Below are 26,037 nucleotides of genomic sequence, written 5' to 3'. Positions count from 1 at the left end.
TCGGGGATTTCAATGGTATTCTAACCATTACGCCCTGGTTGTCAAAATCCTTGCACGGAACAAAAACGTCATGACGACGCACATCTTGGAGGGTCAAGTGGAACGGATCACCTATGCCGGTGAAGAAGACGGCTACAGTGTGCTCCGTCTCAAAGTCCGGGATCGGCGGGATCTGGTGACGGTGGTGGGATCCTTTGTCTCGGTCACACCCGGCGAGGTGCTGCGTCTTCATGGTTCCTGGACGCGTCATCCCAAGTACGGCGAACAGTTTCGCGTGGATCAATATGAGACGCTCACTCCCGACACGGTGGAAGGTATCCGTAAGTACTTGGGTTCCGGGCTTATCAAGGGTATCGGACCCGAAATGGCCAAGCGTATCGTGAAAACCTTTGGATCGGCTACCCTGGATGTGATTGAGCGTGAACCTAAACGACTTCTTGAAGTGGAAGGGATCGGGCCGAAACGCCTGAGCGGCATCATCAAGGCATGGGATGATCAAAAAGAAATCCGTGAAGTGATGATTTTTCTGAAAACCCATGGTGTAAGTGCAACCCATGCCACACGCATCTTTAAACAGTACGGTCAGGAATCCCTCAAGGTGCTTCAGGAAAACCCTTATCGGCTGGCCATGGAGGTGTCCGGGATCGGGTTTGTCACGGCGGACAAGATCGCCCAGAGCTTGGGATTCAGCCGTGATTCGGTGCGGCGCGCCGAAGCCGGGCTCCATTATGTGTTGTTTCATGCGACCGACGAGGGCCATGTGTGTCTACCTCGAAACCGGCTTCTGGCGGAGGCCGAAAAGCTTCTTGAATCCTCCCGCGAGGTCTTGGAACAGGGACTGCAGGCGTTAGCGGCTGATGGCCGAGTGATTGTGGAAAAATTGACCGATACAATGGCCCAGGCGATGGGGGACAGAGAGGTCGTGTATCTTCGAGGCTACTACACGGCAGAAACCCAAACGGCTGCCCGATTGGCTTCGATTGCCTTTCTTGCCAAGCGGTTTTCTTCAAGTACCATCAATCAGATCCTTACGGATATAACATCTCGGTTGCCGTTTCCATTGGCTCCATTACAGTTGGAGGCCGTTCGCAAAGCCCTGACGGAAAAGGTTCTGGTCATCACCGGAGGCCCCGGAACAGGTAAGACCACTCTGGTTCGAGCCATCTGTGCTGCTTACAGGGCTCTAGGGGCTCGCGTGGCCCTGGCCGCTCCTACGGGGCGTGCGGCCAAGCGACTGAGTGAAGCCACAGGCCGGGAAGCCGCGACTATCCATCGCCTTTTGGAATTCAGTCCGGCGGCTGGAGGTTTCCAGCGGAACGAACAGAAACCTCTCACGGCCGATTGCCTTATCGTGGATGAAGCTTCCATGCTGGACGCCTTGTTGGCTCATCATCTTCTTAAGGCCGTCGCCCCCAAAACCACGGTCATCTTTGTAGGGGACGTGGATCAGCTGCCTTCTGTCGGTGCCGGAAACGTTTTGCAGGACATCATCGCCTCCGAGGCTTTTCCCGTCGTGCGCCTGACGGAGATCTTTCGGCAGGCACAAAAAAGTCTCATTGTGGTCAACGCCCATCGGATTCGGGAAGGATTGTTTCCAATCAATGGCAGTACCCAAAAGGACAAACTTTCGGATTTCTATTTCATCGAAAAGGATGATCCGGAAGAAGTCCTGGGTCTTGTGGTGGAATTGTGTGTGAGCCGCATACCGAAACGATTTCGTTTGAACCCAGTGGACGACATTCAGGTTCTGAGCCCCATGCATCGAGGGGTCGTGGGAGCGCAGCGATTGAACGAGGTGCTGCAAAAGGCCTTGAACCCCAAGGGCCGGGCTGTGGAACGCGCCGGAAAAGTGTATCGTGTGGGCGACAAGGTCATGCAGGTTCGCAACAATTACGACAAGGAAGTTTTTAACGGGGATGTGGGCCGTATTCATGCGGTGGACGAAGAAAACCAAGAACTACGCGTTCGAATCGACGGCCGGCTGGTAACCTACGATTTTTCTGAACTGGACGAGATTACCCACGCTTATGCTGTGAGTGTCCATAAATCTCAAGGAAGCGAATACCCGGTGGTGGTGGTTCCTCTGGTGACCCAGCATTACGTCATGCTTCAGCGTAATCTTCTGTACACGGCTGTAACCCGAGGGAAAAAGCTTGTGGTGCTGGTAGGTTCTCGTAAGGCTTTGGCCATGGCGGTGCGCAACAACCGTATCCAAGAGCGCTACACACTGCTGGCGCATCGTTTGAATCGAGGCTTGCCTGCCTCGGGGCGATAAGGACCGACCTAGATACTTCTAAGGAAGACCTCGATGGACACCCCGTTAAGTCACCACCCTATAGGGGCGGACCGATGTGTCCGCCCCTGCCAACAGCACACCTTGGCGCATCCATGGCCTTGATCGTTACGTCATCACCGTGTAGGGATGGACCGATGTGTCCGCCCCACAAACCGGCAACGGGGTCCGAGTGAGCGGCACACACACCGGTGCACATCTACGCTCACGATGCCTTAGAAATATGGAGAAAGCATCATGCCTTTAAACGAGCTGGCCCCTCATGTCTTTCGTGGCACCTTTCCCGTCCAGGCAGGATCCCTGGGTTCCCTTCTGGCCCGGTTTGATCCTGCCCATGTGGTGGGACATCCCACCTTTCGCAATGCGGATAACATCGGTTCGGAACTGCGTCGGGGTATGGAGGCGGCTTTGGCCGCCTTTCCCACCGAACGCATCGCCTTTGTGGTTTCCGACGGCACCTGTACGCTTCAGTCCCCGGATACCTCCACCTTGGATGCGGCTCTTTCTGCCGCCGTCGAGTTCCTTCAAACCCTGGACGCCTCTTCTCGAGCTCGGCTCCTTGTGGTCGCCACACCCTATGACGGCTACCAAGGAGATCGCACGCCCGGGAAGGGAAGCGCTCTCAAACTCCTTTTTGATGAAACGGCCCATTGCCCGGCCATGCAGACGCTCATTCTTCTGGACGGGGACTTGAGAAACGATTTTCACCCGTGGTTTCGAACCTTTGCTGCCGTGATCAGGGAACATCGATCCATGTGGCCGAATCGGCATTTTTTCATCACCGCCCGTTACGCGCGCCATTTCGTGGACGCTTCCTTGACACGCTTCATCGTGGGGCCTCTCACCACGCTCATGGGCTGTTACGTGCCCGGGGGTATTTCCGGGGATATCGTGCTTTCAGCCGGGGCCGTGCAGCATGAACGGAAAGCTCTCTGGGACGATGCTCGTCGCCGCTACGGCACTGACATTGCCACTACCTTTGACAGCATTGCGGATCCTGAAACGGTCGTTTACGAAGTCTATCTAGGAGCCAAACTTCATGACATCACCGATGAAGCGAAGCTCTCCGTGATGCCCGGAGAAGTCATCGGGTCCGCTCTGAACCGCCTGCTTCACTACGAAGATCTGGATGGCAGGATTTCTCGACTCTTGGTTTCTCAGGAACCCCTGGGACGCCCTGTCACCTGGGGACCGGAAAAGACCGGCATTGCTTTTATCGACCCTGGGTATACGGATGTTTTTGACGTGGACCGAAAGCGGCACACGCTTCTTTCCGGTTTTGCGCGCTATGAAGAGGCCATGAAACAAACCCTAAACCCGAAAACGTTTCTCGACATACACCACCGTGTGCGGGCTCTCGAGAACGCTTCGACACACGACAGCGATCCTGTTTTGTTTCTGGGGGTGACTCGGGACTTTTGGATACGGCTACTCTATGAATGTCTAGGCCATCTACTGGCCGTTCGAGACGTGGGTGCTGTCAAGGACTGCCTTAGCTACCTCTATACCGCAGCTTTTTTGGAATTTTGCCGGGAAAAGCTCGAACGCCTAGGGGCAAACACTTACGGAGCAGTGCGTGCCTTGCAAAAAAAGCTTGGTGTCCCCCCAGAAGAAGCCGAAAGGTTTTACCGAGAAGAAGTAGACGCGGTGGTGGAATCCATGGCTCTCTCCTTTTACCGAGGAAGACGGGCCATTCTGGATGAGATTAATCGGCGTACTTCTGCTTTTCATCCTCCACCACGTTGATGATGTCGTAAATGATGCCAGGAATCTTGCGAAGAACCCGATCCCAGGACATGGTTTGCGGGGTTTCAAAGAGTTGGGTGCGGGCGTTCTGAGCGCACTCATGAATGGTTTGTATGAGGCCTGAAGCCACGTAAGGTTGAAACGCAGGTTGGCTTCCCACAAAGGAAACGAAACGATCGGCCAACCGATACGGAGCCAACAGCAGGTCTCCGGCATACAGAATGGCGTTTTTAAAGACACCGTGAACCATTTCTTCTTCGCGATCCGGGTCGTAGTCCAGGCCGCAAAACGCGGCGTTGTCCGAATACATCTTGATAAGGTTGTCGGCCACGTTGAGGTAGGTCAAGGTCAGATCCCGAATGAAATGATCGGAAATTTCCAAGCCTTCTTCGATTACGAGAGCGCTCAACAGGGTGGTCACAATGTCGATGGCCATCTTATGCAGGCCTCGATCCTTGTCATCGGGCGAAACGGGCTGATGTTTGTGGTCAAAGGGTTCATGTGAAATTTCCACCTGCGCGATGTTGTTGGCCTTGCGGTAAACTTCAATAAGCGTAAAGATTTCCACACCCCAGTTCATGGCGAAATGCATGCGCTTGAGAAGGCTCATGTCAAAGACCACTTCACCCGAAAGCTGGTAGTTAAAGGTAAGCAGAAAGTCCACAAGGCGTAGAACCTTTTCTTCCTGGCTTTCAGTGAATTTGCGTTTGAGGGCGATGAGCAGAGGGTCCAGAAGAAGCCGTTTGACACGGCCGTAAAGTTCGCCGTTCTTAAGTCGAGCATAGAAGGCTTTGGAGAATTGGTAGTTAAGGACCTGCACAGGATAGATGAGCCGGTCCAGCTGGTCGCAGTTAAAGGTGCGGATATCCGCGTCCAACAAAGCCACGGTTTGAGCGCCCAAAGCCAGGGCGATGCCGAAAGACAAGAACATGTTTCGGCCTTTGCCTCGCACATCCAGCGCAAAGCCGGCTTGGGACAGCTGATTGTAAATGCCTCGAAAACCCGGCCCATCGTTATGCACGATCAGGCTGTTATGGAGCTTACGGCTACGAACCATACTCCACAGCTCACGGGCTTCTTCTTCCGTCGCGGCATCCAACCCGAAGAGAATGCGGGAAATGTACGGAGCCCCTTGAAGTTCATCCAAAATGTTTTCAAAAACCGGTCGGTTTTCCGGGTCGGTGAATTCGGTTGCCAGCAAAGGAATGACCAGAACCGTTTTCTTCCACCGGGAATGCTGAATGAGTTCCTCCTTCATTCGGGGATTGTCGGAAGTCAGGAGATAAAAGGTCGCGATTTTTGTATGCTTTTGCGCAAAGTTGGACATAAGAGGCTCCTTTGAAGCATATCAGCCGTTTGCCAAGGCCTGCACCAAGGTGTCGAACCGGTGCAGGCACGGCCCTCCCCAGCGGGAACTTTGTGGGGATGCCGCCGTCACGGGAAGAAACAGCACCGCTTGCAGGCCGTGGACTGTAGCGGCTTCCATGTCATTGAAGGGATCATTTCCCACCATGAGCACGGCCTGAGGCTCCAGGCTGAAGCGGCGAGCGCGTGTCGCGATAATACGAAAAAAATGAGGATCCGGTTTGGCAAAACCTAATTCATAGGAAAAGAAAGTCCAGCGCGCATCAAAAACCGCATCCAACGGGGATTCAAGAATATATTCCAAAATGGCCCGTGTGTAAAACTGAGCGTTGGATGCCAAGCCTAAAAGGTAGCCTCGACGCCGCAAAGCTTTGAGCATTTCGGCCACCCCTTCATAGGGAGCCACAGGGTTAGCCACCAGTTCTCGATACATGGCCACATCCATGGGATGAGGCTCCGGGTTTGGCGCCTCAGGGACGCTGTGCATCAGTTTCTTCCAGATTTCTTCCACCAAGATTTCGGGTCTTGAGATTCCAATCGCCCGAGCGTGTTCATGTTCTTCCATGACGGCTCGGCAAAAAAGGTCCGCCCACAAGAACCCGGACTTTTCTGAAAAGCCGAAAAACCGAGCTGTTTTCATGAAGCTTTCCTGCGCCAGGTTTCGGCGCATCTGTTCCTCCAAATCTCCATAACGAGCCGCCACAAGAGTGCCGTACACATCAAACAAGATGACTTGAGGTTTGGGATGGAAATGCGGCACCGGACCCGATTTCGGCGTGGGGATCGGGATACGACTCACGTGAGCTTCCATCCAAGCCCGCCATCGCTCCATTACCAACCTCCGAACAAAGGCCTTTGGTAGACGGGGTCAAAAAAGAGTGCCGTCAGGCATGACCCCAGCCCACGCCGTGGACCTATAAAAGTTGTCTTTTGGGAAGCTTTTTGCAAAACCAAGGCTTGCGATTCATCCTTTTCCCAAGGTTTTTCGTTCTGTTGTGATACCGCCTTTTCGAAGGGCTGTTTCCAGAGCGCCTCAAAGGCTTCTATCAGCCGACGGGCATGGGCCGTGGGACCAAATTCAACGAAAAAGGATGTCAGCGTGGCTTCATTAAGCAGTACCGTCCCCAAAATCTTTTGAAAATCCTTCTTGAGTTCCCCTTGTAGCGCCCTTTTGAGCAGGTCTTTTTGTGCGGCAAAGTCCAACATACCGAAATCTACCTTACTGTTTCCATACACCGTGTCCAGGCGTGCAAGGAATCGGTCCGTGTCTTCCTTGGTAAGTGTGGGAATCGTGCGCCGATAAAATTCGGCGAAACGACTTCCATGCATTTGCAAACGTGATCGATGCGATGGTTCCAGTTCCACGGGAAGTTCTTCATAGAGAGGCTTTACGGGAAACCCGGCTTCGGCGAAATCCGTAGTAACTTCGGCGAGATTGCGTCCAAGAAGAGGGCGTCCCAAAAGGGGCCCTTCCAGAAAAGCAAAGCCGAAGCCTTCCATCAGAGATGTGGTGACCACGGTGTCGCTCCAAGCCATAAGCTCTTCAAAAGAAAAAGCCGTCCCCACCAGGTCGCTCCCAAAACCAATGACGCACAGAAGCCGGTTTTCACGGACACATCTTTTGACCTGGTCCGCGTAAGGTTTTTCCTGAGCTGATGTGGCATCCAAAGTGATAAGGACTTGAGGCGCCAGGGGCTGTAGGGAGGCCAAAAACAAGGCTTCCAGCACGTTTTTTCGTCGGATTAGCCGAATGGGAAGAAGCCATTGAGGTCGATCAGGGTCAAAGACGTAATGATTTTCCATGGCGTAGCGGCTCAAAGCGGTGGCCACCGCCCGCCTTCTGGAAGGGGTTAGAACAGGGCGAGGATCCGTGGGAGGAAGGAGCACATTGGGAAGCCAGAACACGCGAGAGGAAGAAAGGCCGCAAGAAAGAAGCCTGGATCCGTCCGTGGAGTTGAGTACGGCATAGGCTGTGTTGGGCACCTGAGGATAAAAATCTTGCAGGCCGCCGTGTTTCCAGCACCGGTGGAGCCGCACCATGTTTTCCACGCGTCCGCATTCGGGAAAATCATGAATGTGGTAAAGAAAACGGTGATCAAGCCCGTCGGTCCAGGCTTTTTCAGCCGCTTCCTTCCATGCGGCGGTGACCGCGGGATTCTTTCCTAGGGTGGGGTTGTGTAACCAAAAGATCGCCGATTCACCACCCCATGCCAGCATGGCATCCCGTAGAGCGAGCACTTCCTTTCGAAAAGATTTTTCATCAGGCCATGGGGCGTCTCGATAGTCCAGCCGTTCGTCCACGATAACTTCCACGTCGGCGACCAAGGTTTTCAGGGAATGGGCAAAACTTCGAACCCCATCGATACGGCCTACGGCAAGGATCAGCTTGCGATGAGCAAGCCATCCCTCCTGAGCCAGGCATTGCAGGCTTCGCATTAAGGCTGTACGCACCCCGCCGCGCAGGAGATGGTAATGAAAGAGCACCAGGTTTTGTGGATGCGTCATGATGAACCGTCCTTGCCTTTTCTGTCAAGTATGTGCACAATTTTGCTTTCGGTTCAACCTCTCATTCGATCAGGAGCTTTTTCATGGCCCTTCATATCGGTTTTGTCTCCACTCGGTTTACAGGCGCCGACGGCGTCACCATGGAAGCAGGTAAGTGGGCTGAAATCTTTAAAGAATCCGGACACGAGTGTTTTTGGTGCGCAGGTGAAGTGCACAAGGATCCTTCGCGTGCCATGGTGGTGTCGGAAGCCCATTTTCTTCATCCGGAAAACCAAAGGATTCAGGCGGAAGCCTTTGGTCGTGAGATGCGTTCTCAGGAGCTGACGCAAAGGATTCACGATTACCGGGCCGTGCTCAAGGAAAAACTGGCCTATTTTCTTCGAAATTTTGATATTCAGCTTCTCATCGTGGAAAACGCTTTAGCCAGCCCGCTACACATCCCTTTGGGGCTGGCCCTTACGGAGCTTATTGCGGAAAGAAAAATCCCAACCATTGCGCATCACCATGAATTCTACTGGGAACAAAGCCGTTGCGCCGTCAACTGCGTGCAGGATTTTCTCCTGATGGCTTTTCCTCCCGTGTTACCCACCATCCAGCACGTGGTTATCAGTTCGGCGGCCCATGAAGACCTGGCCCATCGAAGAGGGGTGTCTTCTTTTGTCATTCCGAACGTTTTGGATTTCGATCATCCGCCGCAGCCAAACCCGCAAATGGGTGAGACGTTACGCTGCATGATCGGGCTCGGTGCCGAGGATAAGCTCATCGTGCAACCCACGCGCATCATTCGACGCAAGGGCATCGAATACGCGATTGAAATTGCCGCGGCGCTCAAAGACCTGCATTACCGGTTGCTGATCACGCATCACGCAGAAGAAGGGGATCCGGAATATGCTTCCTGGTTGCAGAGCCATGCCCGCGAGCATGGAGTGTCTCTCCACTTTATGGGCACCCATGTGGTGGATCCCTGGGTGGAAGTGGCATCGCCCACGGACCGAATCACACTGTGGGACATTTATCCTCATGCAGACCTTATCACATACCCAAGCCTCTACGAAGGATTTGGGAACGCGTTTTTGGAAGCCATCTATTTCCGTAAGCCTCTCGTGGTGAACCGCTACGCTACATTTGTGCGCGATATTGAACCCTTGGGCTTTGATCTTTTGATTATGGACGGTTATGTTGGTCGCCGGCTCATTTCGAAGATTCGCGATGTTTTGAAGTCAGACGAACGTAGACAGTCCATGGTGGAACACAATTACCTTTTGGCCAAAAGGCATTTTTCCTATGGGGTGCTACGACGACGATTGAATTTTCTGCTTATGAACTTCTTTGGCATGGAGGTGTAGGTGAAAACCGTTCCTTTGCGTGAAAGGTTGATTTTTGCTCTGGATGTGCCGTCGCCTGAAAACGCCAAAGCGTGGGTGGAGCGGCTCAATGGGTTGGTCGGCTTTTTCAAGGTGGGGTTTGAACTGTTCCTTGCAGGCGGCTTTCCCATTGTGGAATGGATTCAAAACCGAGGCGCCAAGGTCTTTTTGGATCTGAAGCTGTTTGATGTGCCGGAGACGGTTCGGCGAGCCATGGTCCAGATTGCCAAGAGAAGTGTGAGCTTTACCACGGTGCATGGCAACGACGCCATGCTTCGAGCCGCTGTGGAAGCCAAGGGTGATGTGAAAATTTTGGCTGTGACCGCCCTGACCAGTTTGGATCAGGGAGACCTCCAGGACCTGGGTTTTGCCTGTTCCGTGGAAGATCTCGTGTTGTCTCGAGCCCGAAGGGCGTTGGCTCTGGGCTGCGATGGGCTGATTTCTTCAGGACTGGAAATCCCGCGGCTACGTCGCGAAGTGAAAGACCGCCTCTTGTTGGTGGCTCCCGGCATTCGCCCGGTCGCCAATGTGGACGATCAAAAAAGAACCGTGGATGCTCGAGAGGCTTTTGCCTCGGGAGCGGATCACATTGTGGTGGGCCGTCCTATTCGGGATGCCGCCGACCCCGAAGGACTGGTGAAGCAGATTTTCGATCAGATCGAAAGAGGATTACAGGAACGGGCGTCCGTTTGATACGAGAGGCGTTCTTTTATGCGGGAAGCGTGACACATGGGCTGCCTCGTGTCGAGCCACACCGATCCATGTGTTGTTGAGGTCACGGATACATGTTCCGTAAAGGCGCACCGATGCATGTTTTGGATTGGACGGGGCAACGGTCTGTGCGCCCGTAAAAGGCCCCCGGGACATTTTTGGGGCGGACACATTTTTTGAGAAGGAAGTGACATCCATGCCCACCATTTCGGACGTGAAGGCTTTTTTGAAACAGCACGGCATTGAGGTCTGGGAATTTCAGGAATTGACTCCCACATCGGAAACGGCGGCCAAAGCCGTAGGATGCTCCGTGGCGGAAATCGCCAAAAGTATACTCTTTCTCGTGGGAGATCAACCCGTGGTGGTGGTCACGTGTGGAGACCGTCGCATCAAGGGATCTCGACTCAAACAAGTCACAGGTCTCAAGGGCAAGGTGCGTCTTCCGGGACAGGATGAGGTTTTACACTACACGGGCTACGCTCCTGGTGGGGTCTGTCCCTTTCTCTTGCCGAAATCGGTCAAAATTCTCATCGATGCCTCCATGCGCCAATTTCCTTGCGTCTATGCGGCGGCGGGTAATGACCGTTCGGCGGTGCCCATCACTGTGGATCAGCTTTTGACCATCACCGGCGGCACGGAAGTGGCCGTTTCCGATGCCTTCGAGCAAAACGGGGAAAATTCCGGCTAAGAATGGTCCCTTTTGCGTGACTCCACGCTGGAGGGGGCTCATGAGACCCATCGGTATTCCGGCACTGTGTTTGTGGATGCTTCTTGGGATTTTGTCGGAGTGGTCTGCCGCCGAGAAGCCTTACACCCCCGGTCCTGGAAGTACGGAACGTCGAGCCGTCCTCAATGCTTTCAGATTGGGCCTGCAGAACTTTCCTCAAAACCACCATGCCGGCTTTCAATACCTTCGGAATAATGTGGGGATTCACTATGACGAGCCGGTCCGGTTTTTGGTGGATTGGATCAGGATACAAAACGCCTGGGCTTGGGTCGAGGCCCGGGACCAGAAGTATGGGCGGCGATTCTGCGGGCTTCTGCACAACGAAGACGGCTCGTGGAAATTGTTAGCCATCATTCAGCCGGATGGCGTGGTCTGTGACGAAAAGCCGGCACAGTGTCTCGATCTTCGAAATTGGCTTTACGCCCGAATGCGGCTCAAGTTTCCCGATGCTTCCCCAGCGATTTTCCCCGAGGTTTCCAAAGAACAGCTCGCTGTACTTCGAACCCTAGTGGGTGTTCCACCATACTGTTGTGACCTCGTCTTTTGGGTCACCCACTTCGGCCATCAAAACGACTGGGTCTGGATTGAAACCGAGCCGCGCAGTAAGGATGGCACGAGCGGTTTTGAACCTATAGATGCTCTGCTGCAGAAGGTTCAAGGGGAGTGGGTTGTCCGCGAGGTACGTCCCTGTTGCGGTGATTGCGCCGATGATCCGGATTGTGACGATCCCAAGAGGTACTATCAAAAGTTAATGAAGCGGTTTCCCACGGCGCCCAAGGAAATCTTTCCAGCGCGATGGTCTCACTGGTGAGCCATGTTCACCTAACCTTAACCAGAAGGAGGGCACAGGATGCTGGATTACGCGGCGTTGCAGGCCATGATTCAAGAAGCTTTGAAGCCCAGAAGCTTGCCCCTGGCGGTCTTCTTTCTCGCCGAGGGTGACGATTTTCCGGAAAAGACGCGTCGCCCTAGGATTTTCTTGAAGAAAAGGGTGACCATTTGCCAGGGTATCACCATGGCGCGCCTCTACGGCTGGACCGTGGGCCTCAAAAAGGAAGACATCATTTGTGTTCCGGCGCTTTTGGGGTGGGGCATGAGCGGGGCTTCAAACCGTGATGAAGAAATGAAGCAGCTCATGCAGGCGGTCGGTTTTGCTTCCAACTCTGAGGTGGCTGAGGTTCAACGGCAAGCCATGACTTGTGTTCCGGAAGGTGCCGTTCATGGGATTCTGCTTACGCCCCTGGCCAAAGCGCCTGAGGAACCGCACACCGTTGCTGTCTACTGTAATCCGGCTCAGGCCATGCGTCTGGTGCAGGCTTTGACCTATTGCGGTCACGGCGGTTCAGAAGGTCAGGCGCCGTGCGCCTCGGTCACCGGATCCTTCGGCGGCAAAGTGGAATGCCTGCAGACCCTGTATGCCCCTTACGCTTTAAAGGCACCTCGGCTGGCCATTCCAGGTATGGGGGACCGCATTTTTTCCATGACTCAGGACGATGAGCTTGTGGTGGCTTTTCCTGGAGGGCTCCTGCCTAGCGTGGCCACGGGGCTTAAGGAAGCCGGTAAAGTCATCGGTGCCCGTTATCCCGTGACTTTCTACCAGAATTTCGAACCGGAATTCCCCGCTCCCTACAAAGAAACAGCGGCTCGCTTGCGCCTCTTTGACCCTGAAAAACCTTGATAATAAAGCCGGACATTCTCAGGAAGACTGGGAAGAAGATTCAATCGAAGACGAAATTACCCGAGAAACTTCAGGGCGCTCATAAATGAAACAATCAGCATAAAACCAATGCCCATGGTCCATTGCAGCTGCGTAAAGCGTTTATCCATGGCCTCGAAGCGGGCGATCATTTCGCACTGGAGAGCTTCAAAGCGTTTGTCCATCGCCTCGAAGCGGGCGATCATTTCGCGCTGGAGAGCTTCAAAGCGTTTGTCCATGGCCTCGAAGCGGGCGTTCATTTCGCGCTGGAGAGCTTCGAAGCGTTTGTCCATCGCTTCAAAGCGTTTGTCCATGGCCTCGAAGCGGGCGTTCATTTCACGCTGGAGAGCTTCAAAGCGTTTGTCCATCGCTTCGAAGCGTTTGTCCATGGCCTCGAAGCGGGCGTTCATTTCACGCTGGAGAGCTTCGAAGCGTTTGTCCATCGCTTCAAAGCGTTTGTCCATCGCTTCGAAGCGTTTCTCTGCAGCGCTAAATTGGGCAGCCTGCACTTCACGAAGTGCTTTGAGCTCTTCCTCCACGCGGATAATGCGCTCCACGAGCGACAGCTCACGTGCCTTCAGTTCGTTTTGCTGCACGAAAGCCGCCACATGCTCGGCTACAAGGGCGCTAAGTTGTCCGCGAACAAGCGTTTCGACGAAGGCTTTGATTTGTTCGGTGTCCATTATTCCGGCTTTTTCGGTCATCACTTCGACTCCTCAAAGATTACGGAAACTCTAGCACGGCAACGGGCGCGCAGGCAAGCGGCATCAGGGCAAAATTCTACCACAAAAAGATCTTATGATCTGGCACCGGTTGTTGTAGAAACCTTTATACATTCGAAATGGAGTCATGGCACGTTTTAGCAGTTTGTCGAAGGAAAGCATGGGGGCAAAACGAACAGACGACATCCACGGGAGCGTGGAAAAAGACCCGTTTCGGATTGTAACTCACGGCCAAGGAACTTGTCCGAACATTTAAAATGGGCCATTTCGGGCCAAGACGTAGGGCATCGCGCGCCGTGCCTCTACGACTCAAACCTTTTGTTTTCCTGGGAGCTCGGGCCTCTGACCCGCCATTTATGCCAGCGGGACGCCCGCTCCTTGGAAAAGACACGGTTTCGGGTTTGTAGGGGTGAGGCGCCGCATCGCCCCTACCTTGAAATGCCATTAAACAACTTTGTATTGCGACTTCTCGGACGGGCTCCTGGTGTGGGGGGCATTGTCAGACAGACTTTCGGGATGAGGCAATGGTGAACATGGAGCGATATGCAGAATTTTTCGGGCAGCCCCTAAGTCTTTTCGGAGTGGGGGCTCGGCGAAAACTGATCAATTATCTTCAAGGTTTTTCTCCTCAACGAGTAATGATCTGTACCGATCCAGGTGTTGTGGCGGCGGGTCTCGCCGACGAGGTCCTGAAGATCTTTCGGGAAATGGCTTCCACCATAGATGTGGTGGTTTTTGACGGTGTCGTTCCCAATCCCACGGAAGAGTGTGTGAACCAGGGAGTGGCCTACTACAAAGAGCACCGTTGCAACATGATTCTTTCCCTTGGCGGTGGAAGTGCTCATGACAGCGCCAAAGCCATTGCGGTCATGGCCTCCCACGACGGTGTCCTTTGGGATTTTGTAGGGATAAACAAGCTCAAAAACCCCGTGCCGCCTCTTGTGGCTGTCAACACGACGGCGGGAACGGGCAGTGAGGTCACGCGTTTTGCAGTCATCACCCATGTGAAAAAAAAGACAAAACTCACCATAGTGGATCCTCGAATCACCCCGCATATCGCCGTAAACGACCCGGAACTCATGGTCGGCCTTCCACCCGAGCTTACGGCGTACACGGGTTTGGACGCTTTGACACACGCTGTGGAAGCTTATCTCTCCCGCATAGCCACACCTTTAACCGACGCCTGTGCCCTGAAGGCTATGGAACTGATTCGGGAACATCTTCCCAGGGCCTATACCCAGGGGACAGACATGCAAGCCCGAGCCGCTATGGCTTATGCTCAATACCTTGCAGGCATGGCCACCAACAATGCGGGAGCCGGCGCCGTCCATGCCATTGCGCATCAACTCGGCGGCTTCTACAACATGCCTCATGGTTTGTGCAACGCCGTGTTGCTGCCGTGGATTCTCGAGTATAATGCTGAAGCATGTGCGGAACGGCTTATGCCTATCGCAGAAACCCTGGCCGGGCATCGAAGTGTGCGATCGGTCGATGAAGCGGTTCAAAAGGCTGTTGAGGTTGTTCGGAACCTTGGGCGTCAGCTCCATGTGCCCGAACGCCTCGGCATGATCGGTGTCAAGGAGGAAGATGTGCCCGTGATTGCCCGTCAGGCCATGGAAGATCCTACGGTTTGGACCAATCCTCGGCGGGCGACGGCATCGGACCTGGAACGTGTTCTCAGGGCCGCGCTCTGAACCTACGCCCCAAAGAGCTTGCCCGAAAACGGCTTTTTCTTGGAGGTCTGGCGTTCGGCCCGCATGAGAAACGGGCGGCAAGAACACGCTTTCGGAAAAACAAACGGTTTCAGATGTAGGGGCACGGTGCACCGTGCTCCTTCGCCTTCAATTGTCATTCTGAGCAATGGTTTTGCCAATTTTTGGATAGACTTTTTGACCTGTGGGTGCAAGGTGAGACAAGGGGAAAGGGAGAGAAGGCTCATGGCGGTTTCCATGGAAGGCATACAACCCTATCGGCGCATGGCCACCACCTGTCAAACGCGTCCGTTAAGGGAAAAGAGGATCGTGTGGCCTAAGCTGGACCCTGTGGATGTGGACCCGGGAAAATATCGGGTCACTCTCCTGCGTGAGGATCTGGTGGAATCAGCGGCACGCTTGTGGCGTTTGGGATATCCCGAACTGTACGGTTCACCGCATGAGTTCCTTCTGGATTCCGGTGAATACGATCGCTGGGTGGCCTTATGGGAACGATGGCCGCAGGATGCCGTCTCCAAGGTTTACTGCATGGCTGTTTTGGAAGATATGCAGGCAGGTTGTGTGGTGAGCGGATCTGTCCTTACCAAGTATGACAAGAATCTTCAGGTGGAATTTTCGCTTGTGACCACACTTCCCGAATTTCGGCAAAAGAGGCTCACGGCGCAACTGCGTCAGTTTGTAAGAAGGGTTGCCGCCGGCAGTGGAGCCGAATACTTTACGACCTTTTGTGAAACATGGCATGATATTACGCAGGGTTGGTGCTTGAAGGGAGGCTGGAAAATCGCCGGTGTTTTTCCGGGTAATTTTGTCCGATGGAACGGAGGCGATCAGGAGTATCGGGGCTGCACCGTGCATTTTTATCGGTTTGCGAAAGGCGCCGAGGCCTATGTCACCCGTCCCGAAGAATGGCACCTGGCACCGGCGGTGGAAAAAGTCTGGCGCGTGCTCTGGGAAGTTAACGGTGAGACCCTATAATCCTAAGAATCCAAGGTGCTCCAAGGTTTGGACGGATCTACGCATCGGCGGCCGTGATGGACGCACAGGAACGGGCAAGAAACCAAGCGCTCTACGTGCTCCTGCCCTTCGCTGTTTCAACCGGCATGTCTGAAAGCAGGGAGGCTCATGGAAGGTTTCCCGCACACAAGAAAGCAGGCAGAAAGGAACGACAAGAGGTGACAAGAGATTCGGCACGGCACTTGCCCATCGGGGTTTTCGATTCGGGGGTGGGAGGCCTCACCGTCGTTCGAGCGCTCATGGAACGGCTGCCTTTTGAAAGCATCCTTTATTTCGGGGATACGGCCCGGGTTCCTTACGGAGTGAAATCGGTGGAGACCATATGTGGATTCGCTCGGGAAATCACCGACTTTTTACTCCAAAGAGGGGTCAAGCTTCTCATCATCGCATGCAACACTATGGCGGCTGTGGCTCGACATGTGGTGGAAGAAAGATCCCATGTGCCCGTGTTGGACGTCATCGACGCTGGAGCTCGATGCGCTGTGAATGTGACACGGGCTCGGTACGTGGGAGTCATCGGCACTCCGGCGACCATCAACAGCAATGCCTATGCTCGGGCCATTCATCACTATGACCCTTCCGTACGCATCTTTTCACAGGCGTGCCCTCTTTTTGTGCCTCTTGTGGAGGAAGGATGGCTGGATCATCCGGTGACCCGCCTGACTGCCCAGGAATACTTCAAGCCTGTGCTCTGCCATCCGATCGACACTTTAGTCCTCGGCTGTACCCATTATCCCCTTTTAAAACCTCTGTTACAGGAAGTGGCCGGCCCTGGCGTGCAGTTGGTGGATTCGGCCGAAGCTATGGCGGATCAGACCGCCGAAATGCTTCTCGCTTCGGAATTGGGGGCTACGGAAGAAAGACTGCCCGAATACGTTTTCTATGTGACCGATGTGCCCTTTCGCTTTCAAACCATCGGAGAACGTTTTCTGGGACGAAGTCTTTTCGATGTGCGTGTCGTCAAGTGGTGATCCACTTTGGACAGCGAATTCTCGTTTTCCCTCAAAGCCGTCGAGTGAAGTAGAGGTATAGCTGGTCTTCATCAACCCCAATGCGGCGGGCTGTAGAGCAGCCATCGTGAACCAAGTTTTGTGTTCGCCGCAAATCCCGGTGTTTTTGAGGTTCATTCCTCACGACAAATCTTGTAGGGGCACGGCGCCGCCGTGCCCCTACAGACTCTGCCATTGAGTCTGAACAATTCGGCAAACCCGTTTCAGGTTCCATCCAACTATCACACGTGCTTTCAAAGTCTTGACGACGCGGCGGATCAACTGTGTGCGAGGCACGTCTGGTCACCTGTCTGGCAACGTTTTATGACGAACATGTCATTCGTCATGAGGGGGCACTGGATCGGACTCGAGAGTAAATCGCTGAGAACCCGAAACATTGGGAGATCGACCGCGAGAATTCCGAAGCTGCACAACCGCAACCCGAACATGCCTGGCGCACCTGAGCGAATCCGTTGTTGTACAGGTTGATCTGGCGTCGTTGGGGAATACTACATGCCGCGGCGCTTGCCCGTGCCTCTGGCCGACCGGTGACGTTAAAGGCAGAAAAGGCGTGCATCCATCCGCCGGTATTTTTGAAAACCGAATCATGAGGATGGCGCGGCTCCCGCAGAAGTCCGGCAAAAGCCGCGCCGTCCAATGCTATGTCCAGTACGGATTATTCGAGCGGATCGTTTTCCACCAGGTTCCAGATGCCGCAAGGGCATGCCCCGACGCAGAAACCGCAACCGATGCACCGATCGGGATTGACCACCAATTCAAAATCGCCGTTGTTTCCACTCACGCGGCTGATGGCGGCCTGAGGGCACATGGAGACACAGATGCCGCAGTCCCTGCACGAACCACAAGAGGCACACTCGCCGGCGCATTGGTCCAGCCCATCAAAGCCCAGGCGTCGAGGATCAAAGTATTCCAGCTTGACACGCCGAGGATCGATCATGGGACGCACAGACCGTTTCGGACGACGTCCTTTGAAAATATTGTCAATGGTTTGAGCCGCCTTTCTTCCAGCCCCAATGGCGTCGGTCAGAAGCCCCAGACGGACGGCATCACCGATGGCGAAAATCTGAGGGTCCGTGGTCTGGTAGGAGTCGTCCACCTTGATAAAGCCGCGTTCTGTTTCTACCGTTTCCGGTAAGAATTCCAAATCCGGCTGATCCCCGATGGCGACGATCACGGTATCGGCCGGAAGGATTTCTCCTGTGGTCAGTTCCACGCCCTGTTCCGTCACGGCCTTGGTGAAACACGGCCACCGAAATTCGGCTCCAGCCGCTTGAGCCGCTTGCCGTTCTTTGCCAAAGGAAGAGGGTTCCTGAATGTCGATCAACGTCACCTTTTCGGCACCGAGCCGATAAGCTTCCGTGGCGGCATCGCATCCCACATTACCGGCCCCGATGATCACCACACGGCGTCCTACCTGAATGGCATCCTGACGTGATTTTTGAAGAAACTCCAGGGAAGGAAGGAGTCGTTCCTCGCCGGGTACAGGCAACAGGCGTGGTTTTTGAGCTCCAACGGCGATCACGATCATGTCGAAATCCGCCTTGAGCCGCTCCATTTCTTCCTTGGTCAGTTCCTGTTGAAGATACATGTGGGGCAGAACGGACCGAATACGTTGCAGCTCCGTTTGGACCACTTCGTTGGGAACACGATTCTTAGGGACCGCGGCGGTGATTTTCCCCCCTAGTTCCCTGCTACGATCATACAGGACCGCTTCATGGCCTAAGCGGCGCAGTTGCCAGGCCACTGAAAGCCCTGCGGGTCCCGCACCGATCACGGCCACTTTTTTGCCGGTAAGCGGCGGCAGATCCGGCAGCTTGGCCTCGAGACTCGCTTTGCCCAGTTGCGTCACATCCACAGGGGCCATGCGCAGCCCTCGGCGTGTGCATGATTGCATGCAAAGATTGGGACACAGGTACCCGCAGACCGTAGCCGGAAACGGTGTGTAAGCCAAGGCCATGTCCACGGCTTCATCCACCCGGCCTTCTCGAATAAGCCGCCATCGTTCGTGAACCGGAATCCCCGTCGGACAAGATGCCTCACAGGGTGCTGCATATTTCTTGTTCTCATAAACAGGCACATGGCGACGAAGATTTCCTGTAACGATGACCGGAATCAAGCTTCGTTCCAGGTTTGTCAGATCTCCAATGAGACCTCCGGGTCCCAGCTCACGGTCCCACATGTTCCGATGAAAATCGCTCATGGATTTCCTGGGCACGGCTGCCTTTTCTTGTGGGCTTCGCGCCTCCAGAAGCTGCCATTGACTGCGTTGAGCAAAAAGAGGGAACAGTTCGGTTTTGCGGATTTTTTCCAGAAAATGCTGCAGATTCTTGACCAGCCAATGCCAATCGTCGTCACTTAAGGGCACAAGCTTGGCGTCCGCTTGGCTATATCCGCCGTGGGGGCCTCGAAAGAAGATTTTTCCACCCACCATGCCCACACAGGGTCGATACCCAAGCACATTGCCGGGACTGGCGGATTCGTGCCCGCAAACCACAGCGATACCTCCGGCCATAAATTCGGCAAAATAATCGCCCACAGATCCCAGAACCCACAGTTCCGGTGGAGCGAACCGAGGATTGTGTTTGGTCATGGTCATGCCACGGGCTCCGATATTGCCGGCGATAAAGATCTTGCCTTGAGCCATGGCGTTGGCCACACCGTTGGCGGCATGACCGTGCACGATGATTTCGGCGCCGGCATTCAGCCAGCCCACATCATCGGAAGCCGGTCCGAGAGCTTCGATGGTGGTGTTGGGAAAACCCATGGATCCCAAGCGCTGTCCCGAAGCGCCGTGGACGATCACATGAATGGGTTCACTTCCAGAACGCCACAGGCGGCCTCCGATGCCGTGTTGGCCGAAGGCTTCCACTTCCAGGCGACGATGACCTTGGGCCACGGCCTGTTGCAGACGTTCTTCCAATATTCTCGATTCCAGGCGTCGGCCTTGTTCGCGCCCAGAAATCCAATAGGCATCTTGCGATAAGCTCTGTTGCATCGCTCCTTCACCTCTAGGTCGGTCTTTTCTAGACCACATAAGATATTTGTAGCCGCTGAGCCGCCGCCGCGTCATCGATTCCCAAAGCGTCCGACATACCGATAGGAAGGGAAGTGGATCGACCCAGAGGGGCGATGATTTTCTTCAGTTCCGTATCAAAGGCGAGAAAAACGTCCACGAGGCGTTCCGCAACTTTTTCGGGATCCAGACGCCGATAGAGGCGTGGATCCTGGGAGGTAATGCCCTTGGGACAGACGCCGATATTGCACACATTGCAGCGGTCAGACTCGGAACCCAAACATCCGGCCGTTGCCTGCATGATGTATTTTCCCGTCTGCACACCGCTGGCTCCCAACATGATCAGAGCGGCGGCGTTGGCGGCCAGATTGCCGTTTTTGCCGATGCCTCCTCCGGCAAACAAGGGAAGCTCGTTTTGTTTCCCGAGTCGAACCAGGGTAAGGTAGCTGTCCCGAATATTGGATGCGATGGGATGTCCCATGTGGTCCATGGAAACATTGTAGGCGGCGCCGGTGCCACCGTCTTCCCCGTCAATGGCCAATCCCGCCGCGTAGGGGTTTCGAGTGAGATTGTTCAGGACGGCGAGGGCTGTGGATGTTCCTGAAATCTTGGGGTAAACGGGAACACGAAAGCCCCAGGCCATGGACATGGACTGAATCATCTTAGCCACAGCTTCTTCAATGGAATACTTGGTCTGATGGGTCGGCGGACTGGGAAGACTCACTCCCGGTGGCACACCGCGAATGGCGGCGATAAGCTTGTTGACCTTATACCACATGAGCAGACCACCGTCCCCGGGTTTGGCACCTTGGCCGTACTTGATTTCTACGGCGCAAGGGTCTTCCCTCATTTCCGGAATGGCATGAATGATTTCATCCCAGCCGAAATAGCCGCTGGCAATCTGAAGGATGACATACTTCAGGAACCGGGATCGCAGCAAGCGCGGTGGACATCCGCCTTCCCCCGTACACACGCGAACAGGCATGCCTAGTTCTTCGTTGAGATAGGCGACACCCATTTGCAAGCCTTCCCACATGGTCGGGGACAGCGCGCCGAAGGACATGCCGCCGATAATTAGCGGGTAAATTTCGCGAACGGGAGGAATCCAACCGTTTTCCTTAAGGATCCTTAGGTTTTCCTCGGGTGCCAACACACGGCCCAAAAGGGTGCGCAGTTCAAATTCGTGACGGCCAGCATCCAAGGCCGGGTCGGTGAGCATGGAGATACGAATGAATTTGATCCGGTCCAGAAGACCTCCCGGAACGTTTCGGCGCCCGCCTCGACGCCTGGGCTGCCCGCCTCGGTTGATATGAAACCGTAATTTGTCCGCTTCTTCGGATCGGTAAGCCATGATGGCGTCATTGGGGCAGACCATGGAACACATGCCACAGCCGATACACGCATAAGCCGGATCGTTTTTCTGACGAATGCCGTAAAAAACTTTATAGACATTGGACGGAGCCTGCAGAACCCCGAAGCCCGTTTCGACGGTCCGTTTCCGAAACACACCCAACTCAATGGCGTGCACGGGACATACCGTGGTACAGCGGCCGCATAGAGTGCATTTCGCAAGGCTCCAGTGCACCTGCCAAGGCAAATCTCGAAGACTCAATGAAGTGGGGCTTAGGAATCCATCTGAGAGCATAGCCGAACCTCCTGGCGATCCGGACCCACGATCACCGTGTCCAGGTGCATGGGTTGCATATCCTTGGATTTATCCCGATCTGGAATCAAGACATCTAGGCCGCACATTTCCGAAGAAAAGGCATATAAGCCTGGCTTTCCACCCACAACGCCGGGGCGGAGTTTCTTTCGATCCTGCACCATAAATACCCTCTTATCGGGAAGGCAGCCGATGACGCAATTGGGCCCGTCGATGATAAGACGCCGGCAGGACCGCTTGAGATGTTTCAAAAAGGGGCCGTTGGGATGTGTGTCCAAAACCTCGTCTTGAAGCGGCGTGATGATCTGTTTGTAGTAGTGCAGATCCAGTTTTAAGAAATAGAGCATGTAATGCATAATATGCGTGAACAGTTCTGAATCCGATTGATAGCCCATGTAGCCCGGAAAACCTCGTGAAGAAAGAAATTCACGAATCGGCACAAAAGCCGTGTTTTCACCGTTGGTCATGGTGGCGATGCCCTGAATGAAAAAGGGATGGCAGGCGTAGAGGTTGATAGCGTAGTTGGTGTTTTGGCGTCCTTGAGCCAGAATGATGCGGGCATGAAGTTCCTTCCGGTCCAGCTGAAGGTATTCCGCCACAGTCATGGGATCTCCGATTTCTTTAATCATGATGCAGTTCGGCCAAAAACTGAAGACCATCATGTCCTCTTTTTCCGAACCCATTTGACGCAGCTGCAGCCGAACCTGCATCAGGCGATGACCGATTTCCTTTTCAGGAAGATGGTCCCATTCTTCGGGTAGCTCGTAGGCTCGAATGAGATACACATCTCGTTTTGGAACGCCGGGCGGTGGCGTCTTGGGGGTCTTGATGGACAGCTTGTACTTGGTCATGAAGCCGATTTCCATCATGAAGCGGTCCAGACGCTTCAGACCGTCGTTGGTAAAAGTTCCGGAAAGAATGGGAGCCCCTTCAAGCTCCTCCCATGGCCCTCCAAGGTCGCTTAGAAACAGCCCCACCCCTGAGCCGTCGTGACCTTCGCGCATGACATCCAAAGCTTCCACAGCCCTCATCGGGGACAAAGGTTCCGTGCTGGTCAAGGCACATAATCGACACATGGCCGGTACTTCTCCTTCCTGGTTGTTTTCAGAGGACGACGTTGTCCGAGAATCGAGGCAAGAAAGGCCCTTGCATAAGCTCAAGGGCCTTTTCGAACTGCGGTGTTCGAGGGTGGAATCCAAACGGCTTTGTTTGGAGGGGGTTGCAAGATGACAAGAATGAGAAATTGTGTCAAACAAAAAACGAACAGGAGTTTTGCAGTGGCGGAAAAAATATGTCCGCCCGTCATGCCCAAGTAGGGGCAGACCGATGTGCCCGCCCCAAACTCTCCTGGACAATCCGGCGCCTCAACTTGCCACACGACTTTCGAAGGAGCCTTGGGCCCCGTGGAAAAGCCCAACGTCAAAAAATCACGACGTGGACATGGCGACCTGGGCTTCAGTGCACACCGACTGAAAAAGGCGGCGAACACGACGGCGCATGGCCAAAAGATCTTCCCAGGTTTCGATCCGGCGGGTTTCGGCGGATGAAGGCCACAGACCTAGGCGATTCATGTGCTGAAATTGGTTTTTGGTCAAGAGCGAACCTGAACGGTTGGTCATGAGATGGAATCGATGATCCAGACTGCGAAGACAGTGAAAGGCCTCAAGCATATCCGCTGATGATCGCCGTCCTTCGGGAAGGTGAGCCAGCGCTTCCGTCAGCAGGGTCGAAGTCGTTCCTTTTTGAAGGGCACGGTTGGCGTGACCATGAATCAGCTGGATACCTTGTGTGAGAAACTCCAAATCCGTGAGACCTCCTAGACCGAGTTTGATATCCACGGCATCATCCCTTTCCGTGGCACGTTCCTCCTCCATGCGCCTGCGCAAGTGGCACAAACGAGGCCAGACCATGCAGGGTGCCCGTTCTTGAAAACAAAGATCATGGGCGGTGCTTACCAAAACCGCTCCAAGATTGGAATCTCCGGCCACAAACCGAAACCGCAGCAAGGCTTGAATTTCCCAAATGTCCGCCTTGTGGCTGTAGTAGTCTTTCCAGGTGGTTCGCGTCACCACCAGAGGGCCGTAAGATCCCGTAGGACGCAGGCGGGCATCCACATTGTAACCGGGACCTTCTTGCAGAGGGGTGCTTAACATACGCATGAATCGCTGCAGCATGCGAATGACCGGCAAAGGAATCTCATCGGGTTTTTCCCCTGGACGGGGATCATAGACAAACATCAGGTCCAGGTCGGAAAGATAATCCAGTTCACGGCTCCCCAGAGAGCCCAAAGCCATGACGGCCAGGGGTGTTTGAGGGTCCAAGCCCACGGCGTTCATCACTGTCAGCAGGGTGTGGCGGACCACGAAATCGGCCAGATCAGAAAGGGCGTTTTCTAGAGCCTCTTGGGTCAGGGCACCCTGAAGATCCGCCAAAGCGAGAAGCAAAAACCTTTCGTTTTTGAGGCGTCGCAACCATTCCAGGCGTTCTTCGTAAGAAGAAGCCTTGGCCAAAATGCTTTCAGCCGAAGGTTGCCATTGTGCGTGAGACACTTGTGTTACATGCCAAGTACTGAGGGCTTCGACCAAACTGGGCTGGCGGCTTAAAAGATCGGCCACCAGATCGCAGCGTGCCAGCGCGGGAAAAATGACATCTGCTAGGGATCGATGGGTTCCGAGAAAATGCAGCAAGCCGGGACGTCGTCGTACTTGAGCTATGTATCTGTCGAGGCGGGAGGCTGTGGCCTTTAAGATTTCCCCGTCCATATCCTCGGCATAGGCTTCCACAGCCTTGAAAAGAGAGGTTCTAAGCGGCTTGGCCAGAGCCTTGATGGACGGAATGAGGCGTTCCAGGGTTGATTCCGTCAAGGGTTCGCCCAGAGCTTTGACGGTTTCGACCGGAAAATCTTCATTTTCCTCAGTTCTTTCACACGAACTTGCTTGAAAAAGGGCCGTGAAATGCCGGTGCACCGCCTGCGTATGAGAAGTAAGGGCTTCCTGGAATAAAGACCAGTTGCCATTAAAACCCAGGGCTTCCGAGAGCCTTTGACGAGCATCTGGAGAAGACGGGATCTTTTGGGTTTGGCGGTTTTGGTCCAGTTGAATCCAGTGCTCCACACGACGCAAAAATACATAGGCCTCGTGAAGTTCCTGGGCGACATCCGGCGGAAGAAGCTGCAAGGTTTTCAATTTATGAAGAGCCGCTAGGGTGTTGGGTTCGTCCAACTGCGGCATACGGCCGCCGTAAATGAGCTGAAATGATTGCACAAGAAATTCCACTTCACGAATGCCGCCCACACCCAGCTTAACGTCAAAGGGAGTGTCCGGTTGTTGGCAACGCAGTTCATGTAAGATGCGATCGCGCATCCCTTTGAGTTCATCCAAGGCTTGAAAATCCAAGAAGCGTCGAAAAACAAACGGACGCACTTCCACAAGAAAAGCCATGCCCAGGGCGCGATCTCCCGCTACGGGTCGCGCTTTCAAAAGCATCTGGCGTTCCCATGCTCTGCCGTGAAGCAAATAATGGGATGCGGCGCCGGCGAGATGCGGCACTAGCTCCCCGTCTTTTCCTTGAGGCCTCAGCCGGAGGTCAACGTGAAACACGCGGTCACCTTCCACGGAATCCGCCAGCAGGCTGACCAGCTTCTGGCATATCAAGCACAGAACTTCGTAAAGACCTTCATCATCATTAGGAAGTTTCAAAGACGGCTTATGTTGCCGTAGAAACAGGAGATCGATGTCCGAGACATAGTTGAGTTCTCGACCGCCAAGCTTTCCCAAACCCAGCACAGTCAATGTGTATCGGTCGAAGACCTTATGGACCCGTGAGGCCATGGCGGGGGATGCCCAAAGATACGGATGATTGTGAAGCCATCGTAGGCCCGCCTCCAAAGCCACCTGAGCCAGATCGCTCAGCTGAGCCGTCGTTTCCGAAAGATCGGAAAGTCCTAAAAGATCGCGACCTCCGATTCGTAAAAAATGCTTTTGTTTAAAACGCCGAAAAACCTTTTGCGCCTCAAGCCATGATGTAGCCGTGACCAGCGTGCGTGAAAGGTCGTCGTAAAGGTCTGTGACCGCATAACGCCGAAGAAGGTTCTTCTGATGCCAGAGCCATTGCACATTTTCCTCGGAACGGCGTAGAAGTGTCGCCAGGTACGTGGAAGACCGATTGATTCTCTCAAGCTCATCCGACATAAATATTCCCGTTTATCCTTTCCTCTTGGTCCTTAGACATTCCAACGAACCAAGACGTCCTCCCCACCCGCAACACCCCTGTAGAGGCGGACCAATGTGTCCTTCCCTCATGCCCGTCACCCCTATAGGGACGGACCAATATCTCCGCGCAGTTTAGTCTGTGCCCTTCGCGCAGCACCCTGTAGGGGCGGACCTACGTTTCCTCCCCCTTGTCCATCACCCCTGTAGGGGCGGACCAATGTGCCCGCCCCAAAATGTGCACTTTCTTCAAACAGCCGCTCTACGAACATGTCTGAAAACCAATTT

Annotated in this window: 18 protein-coding genes; 10 read left to right on the top strand and 8 right to left on the bottom strand. The window is 54.3% G+C overall.

What is annotated here, in order from left to right:
• The first annotated feature begins 70 nt into the window (after positions 1-70).
• Together WHS46_10500 and WHS46_10495 are read left to right on the top strand one after the other, a co-directional pair.
• Complete coding sequence (locus WHS46_10500) at positions 71-2,275, top strand: ATP-dependent RecD-like DNA helicase (protein MEJ5349100.1); 2,205 nt, start codon at positions 71-73, stop codon at positions 2,273-2,275.
• 255 nt (positions 2,276-2,530) lie between these two features.
• The gene (locus tag WHS46_10495; protein MEJ5349099.1) at positions 2,531-4,039 is read left to right on the top strand and encodes a hypothetical protein; all 1,509 of its coding nucleotides are present in this window, start codon (positions 2,531-2,533) and stop codon (positions 4,037-4,039) included.
• Here WHS46_10495 and WHS46_10490 read toward each other — a convergent pair.
• Genes WHS46_10490 through WHS46_10480 form a run of 3 tightly spaced genes read right to left on the bottom strand, consistent with a single transcriptional unit; the run spans position 3,999 to position 7,909 of the window.
• Complete coding sequence (locus tag WHS46_10490; protein MEJ5349098.1) at positions 3,999-5,366, bottom strand: hypothetical protein; 1,368 nt, start codon at positions 5,364-5,366, stop codon at positions 3,999-4,001. The two genes, WHS46_10495 and WHS46_10490, sit on opposite strands and share 41 nt — an antisense overlap.
• A gap of 21 nt (positions 5,367-5,387) precedes the next feature.
• Positions 5,388-6,203 carry an HAD family hydrolase gene (locus WHS46_10485; protein MEJ5349097.1) on the bottom strand — a complete coding sequence of 272 codons (816 nt, stop codon included), beginning with the start codon at positions 6,201-6,203 and terminating at the stop codon, positions 5,388-5,390.
• A 32-nt stretch (positions 6,204-6,235) separates the two neighbouring features.
• The gene (locus WHS46_10480) at positions 6,236-7,909 is read right to left on the bottom strand and encodes a hypothetical protein (GenBank protein ID MEJ5349096.1); all 1,674 of its coding nucleotides are present in this window, start codon (positions 7,907-7,909) and stop codon (positions 6,236-6,238) included.
• Between the two features lie 83 nt (positions 7,910-7,992).
• Between WHS46_10480 and WHS46_10475 the strand changes: the two genes are divergently transcribed.
• The 5 genes from WHS46_10475 to WHS46_10455 all read left to right on the top strand — a co-directional run bounded on the left by WHS46_10475 (position 7,993) and on the right by WHS46_10455 (position 12,389).
• Complete coding sequence (locus WHS46_10475) at positions 7,993-9,255, top strand: glycosyltransferase family 4 protein (protein MEJ5349095.1); 1,263 nt, start codon at positions 7,993-7,995, stop codon at positions 9,253-9,255.
• Entirely contained in the window at positions 9,256-9,966 is a 711-nt protein-coding gene (gene pyrF / locus WHS46_10470) for an orotidine-5'-phosphate decarboxylase (protein ID MEJ5349094.1), read from the top strand.
• A 214-nt stretch (positions 9,967-10,180) separates the two neighbouring features.
• Positions 10,181-10,672, top strand: a complete 492-nt coding sequence (locus WHS46_10465; GenBank protein ID MEJ5349093.1) for a YbaK/EbsC family protein — start codon at positions 10,181-10,183, stop codon at positions 10,670-10,672.
• Between the two features lie 40 nt (positions 10,673-10,712).
• Positions 10,713-11,522, top strand: coding sequence for a hypothetical protein (locus WHS46_10460; GenBank protein MEJ5349092.1), 810 nt, complete (start codon positions 10,713-10,715; stop codon positions 11,520-11,522).
• Positions 11,523-11,561: 39 nt separating this feature from the next.
• Positions 11,562-12,389, top strand: a complete 828-nt coding sequence (locus tag WHS46_10455; protein MEJ5349091.1) for a DUF169 domain-containing protein — start codon at positions 11,562-11,564, stop codon at positions 12,387-12,389.
• Between the two features lie 56 nt (positions 12,390-12,445).
• Here WHS46_10455 and WHS46_10450 read toward each other — a convergent pair whose 3' ends face one another.
• Positions 12,446-13,111 (bottom strand): hypothetical protein, encoded by a 666-nt coding sequence (locus WHS46_10450; GenBank protein ID MEJ5349090.1) that lies wholly within the window; start codon positions 13,109-13,111, stop codon positions 12,446-12,448.
• 551 nt (positions 13,112-13,662) lie between these two features.
• Here WHS46_10450 and WHS46_10445 point away from each other — a divergent pair.
• From WHS46_10445 to murI, 3 genes are all read left to right on the top strand, one after another.
• Positions 13,663-14,823 carry an iron-containing alcohol dehydrogenase gene (locus WHS46_10445; protein MEJ5349089.1) on the top strand — a complete coding sequence of 387 codons (1,161 nt, stop codon included), beginning with the start codon at positions 13,663-13,665 and terminating at the stop codon, positions 14,821-14,823.
• Positions 14,824-15,066: 243 nt separating this feature from the next.
• A complete protein-coding gene (locus tag WHS46_10440) occupies positions 15,067-15,816 on the top strand; it encodes a hypothetical protein (protein ID MEJ5349088.1) in 750 nt (249 codons plus the stop codon).
• 197 nt (positions 15,817-16,013) lie between these two features.
• Positions 16,014-16,826: a glutamate racemase gene (gene murI, locus WHS46_10435; protein ID MEJ5349087.1), complete on the top strand. Its 813-nt coding sequence runs from the start codon at positions 16,014-16,016 to the stop codon at positions 16,824-16,826.
• 694 nt (positions 16,827-17,520) lie between these two features.
• Here murI and WHS46_10430 read toward each other — a convergent pair.
• The 4 genes from WHS46_10430 to glnE all read right to left on the bottom strand — a co-directional run bounded on the left by WHS46_10430 (position 17,521) and on the right by glnE (position 25,731).
• Positions 17,521-19,860, bottom strand: a complete 2,340-nt coding sequence (locus WHS46_10430; GenBank protein ID MEJ5349086.1) for an FAD-dependent oxidoreductase — start codon at positions 19,858-19,860, stop codon at positions 17,521-17,523.
• 28 nt (positions 19,861-19,888) lie between these two features.
• Positions 19,889-21,523: a glutamate synthase-related protein gene (locus WHS46_10425; protein MEJ5349085.1), complete on the bottom strand. Its 1,635-nt coding sequence runs from the start codon at positions 21,521-21,523 to the stop codon at positions 19,889-19,891.
• On the bottom strand, positions 21,502-22,617 hold the full coding sequence (locus WHS46_10420; GenBank protein MEJ5349084.1) for a glutamate synthase: 1,116 nt from the start codon (positions 22,615-22,617) through the stop codon (positions 21,502-21,504). The genes WHS46_10425 and WHS46_10420 overlap by 22 nt, the downstream gene beginning before the upstream one ends.
• A 351-nt stretch (positions 22,618-22,968) precedes the next feature.
• Complete coding sequence (gene glnE / locus WHS46_10415; GenBank protein MEJ5349083.1) at positions 22,969-25,731, bottom strand: bifunctional [glutamate--ammonia ligase]-adenylyl-L-tyrosine phosphorylase/[glutamate--ammonia-ligase] adenylyltransferase; 2,763 nt, start codon at positions 25,729-25,731, stop codon at positions 22,969-22,971.
• Positions 25,732-26,037: the final 306 nt, after the last annotated feature.

The organism is Desulfosoma sp. (assembly GCA_037481875.1).
Lineage (GTDB): Bacteria > Desulfobacterota > Syntrophobacteria > Syntrophobacterales > DSM-9756 > Desulfosoma.
The sequence above is the reverse complement of the archived record's forward strand: the minus strand, read 5'-3'. Positions and strand labels throughout refer to the sequence as shown.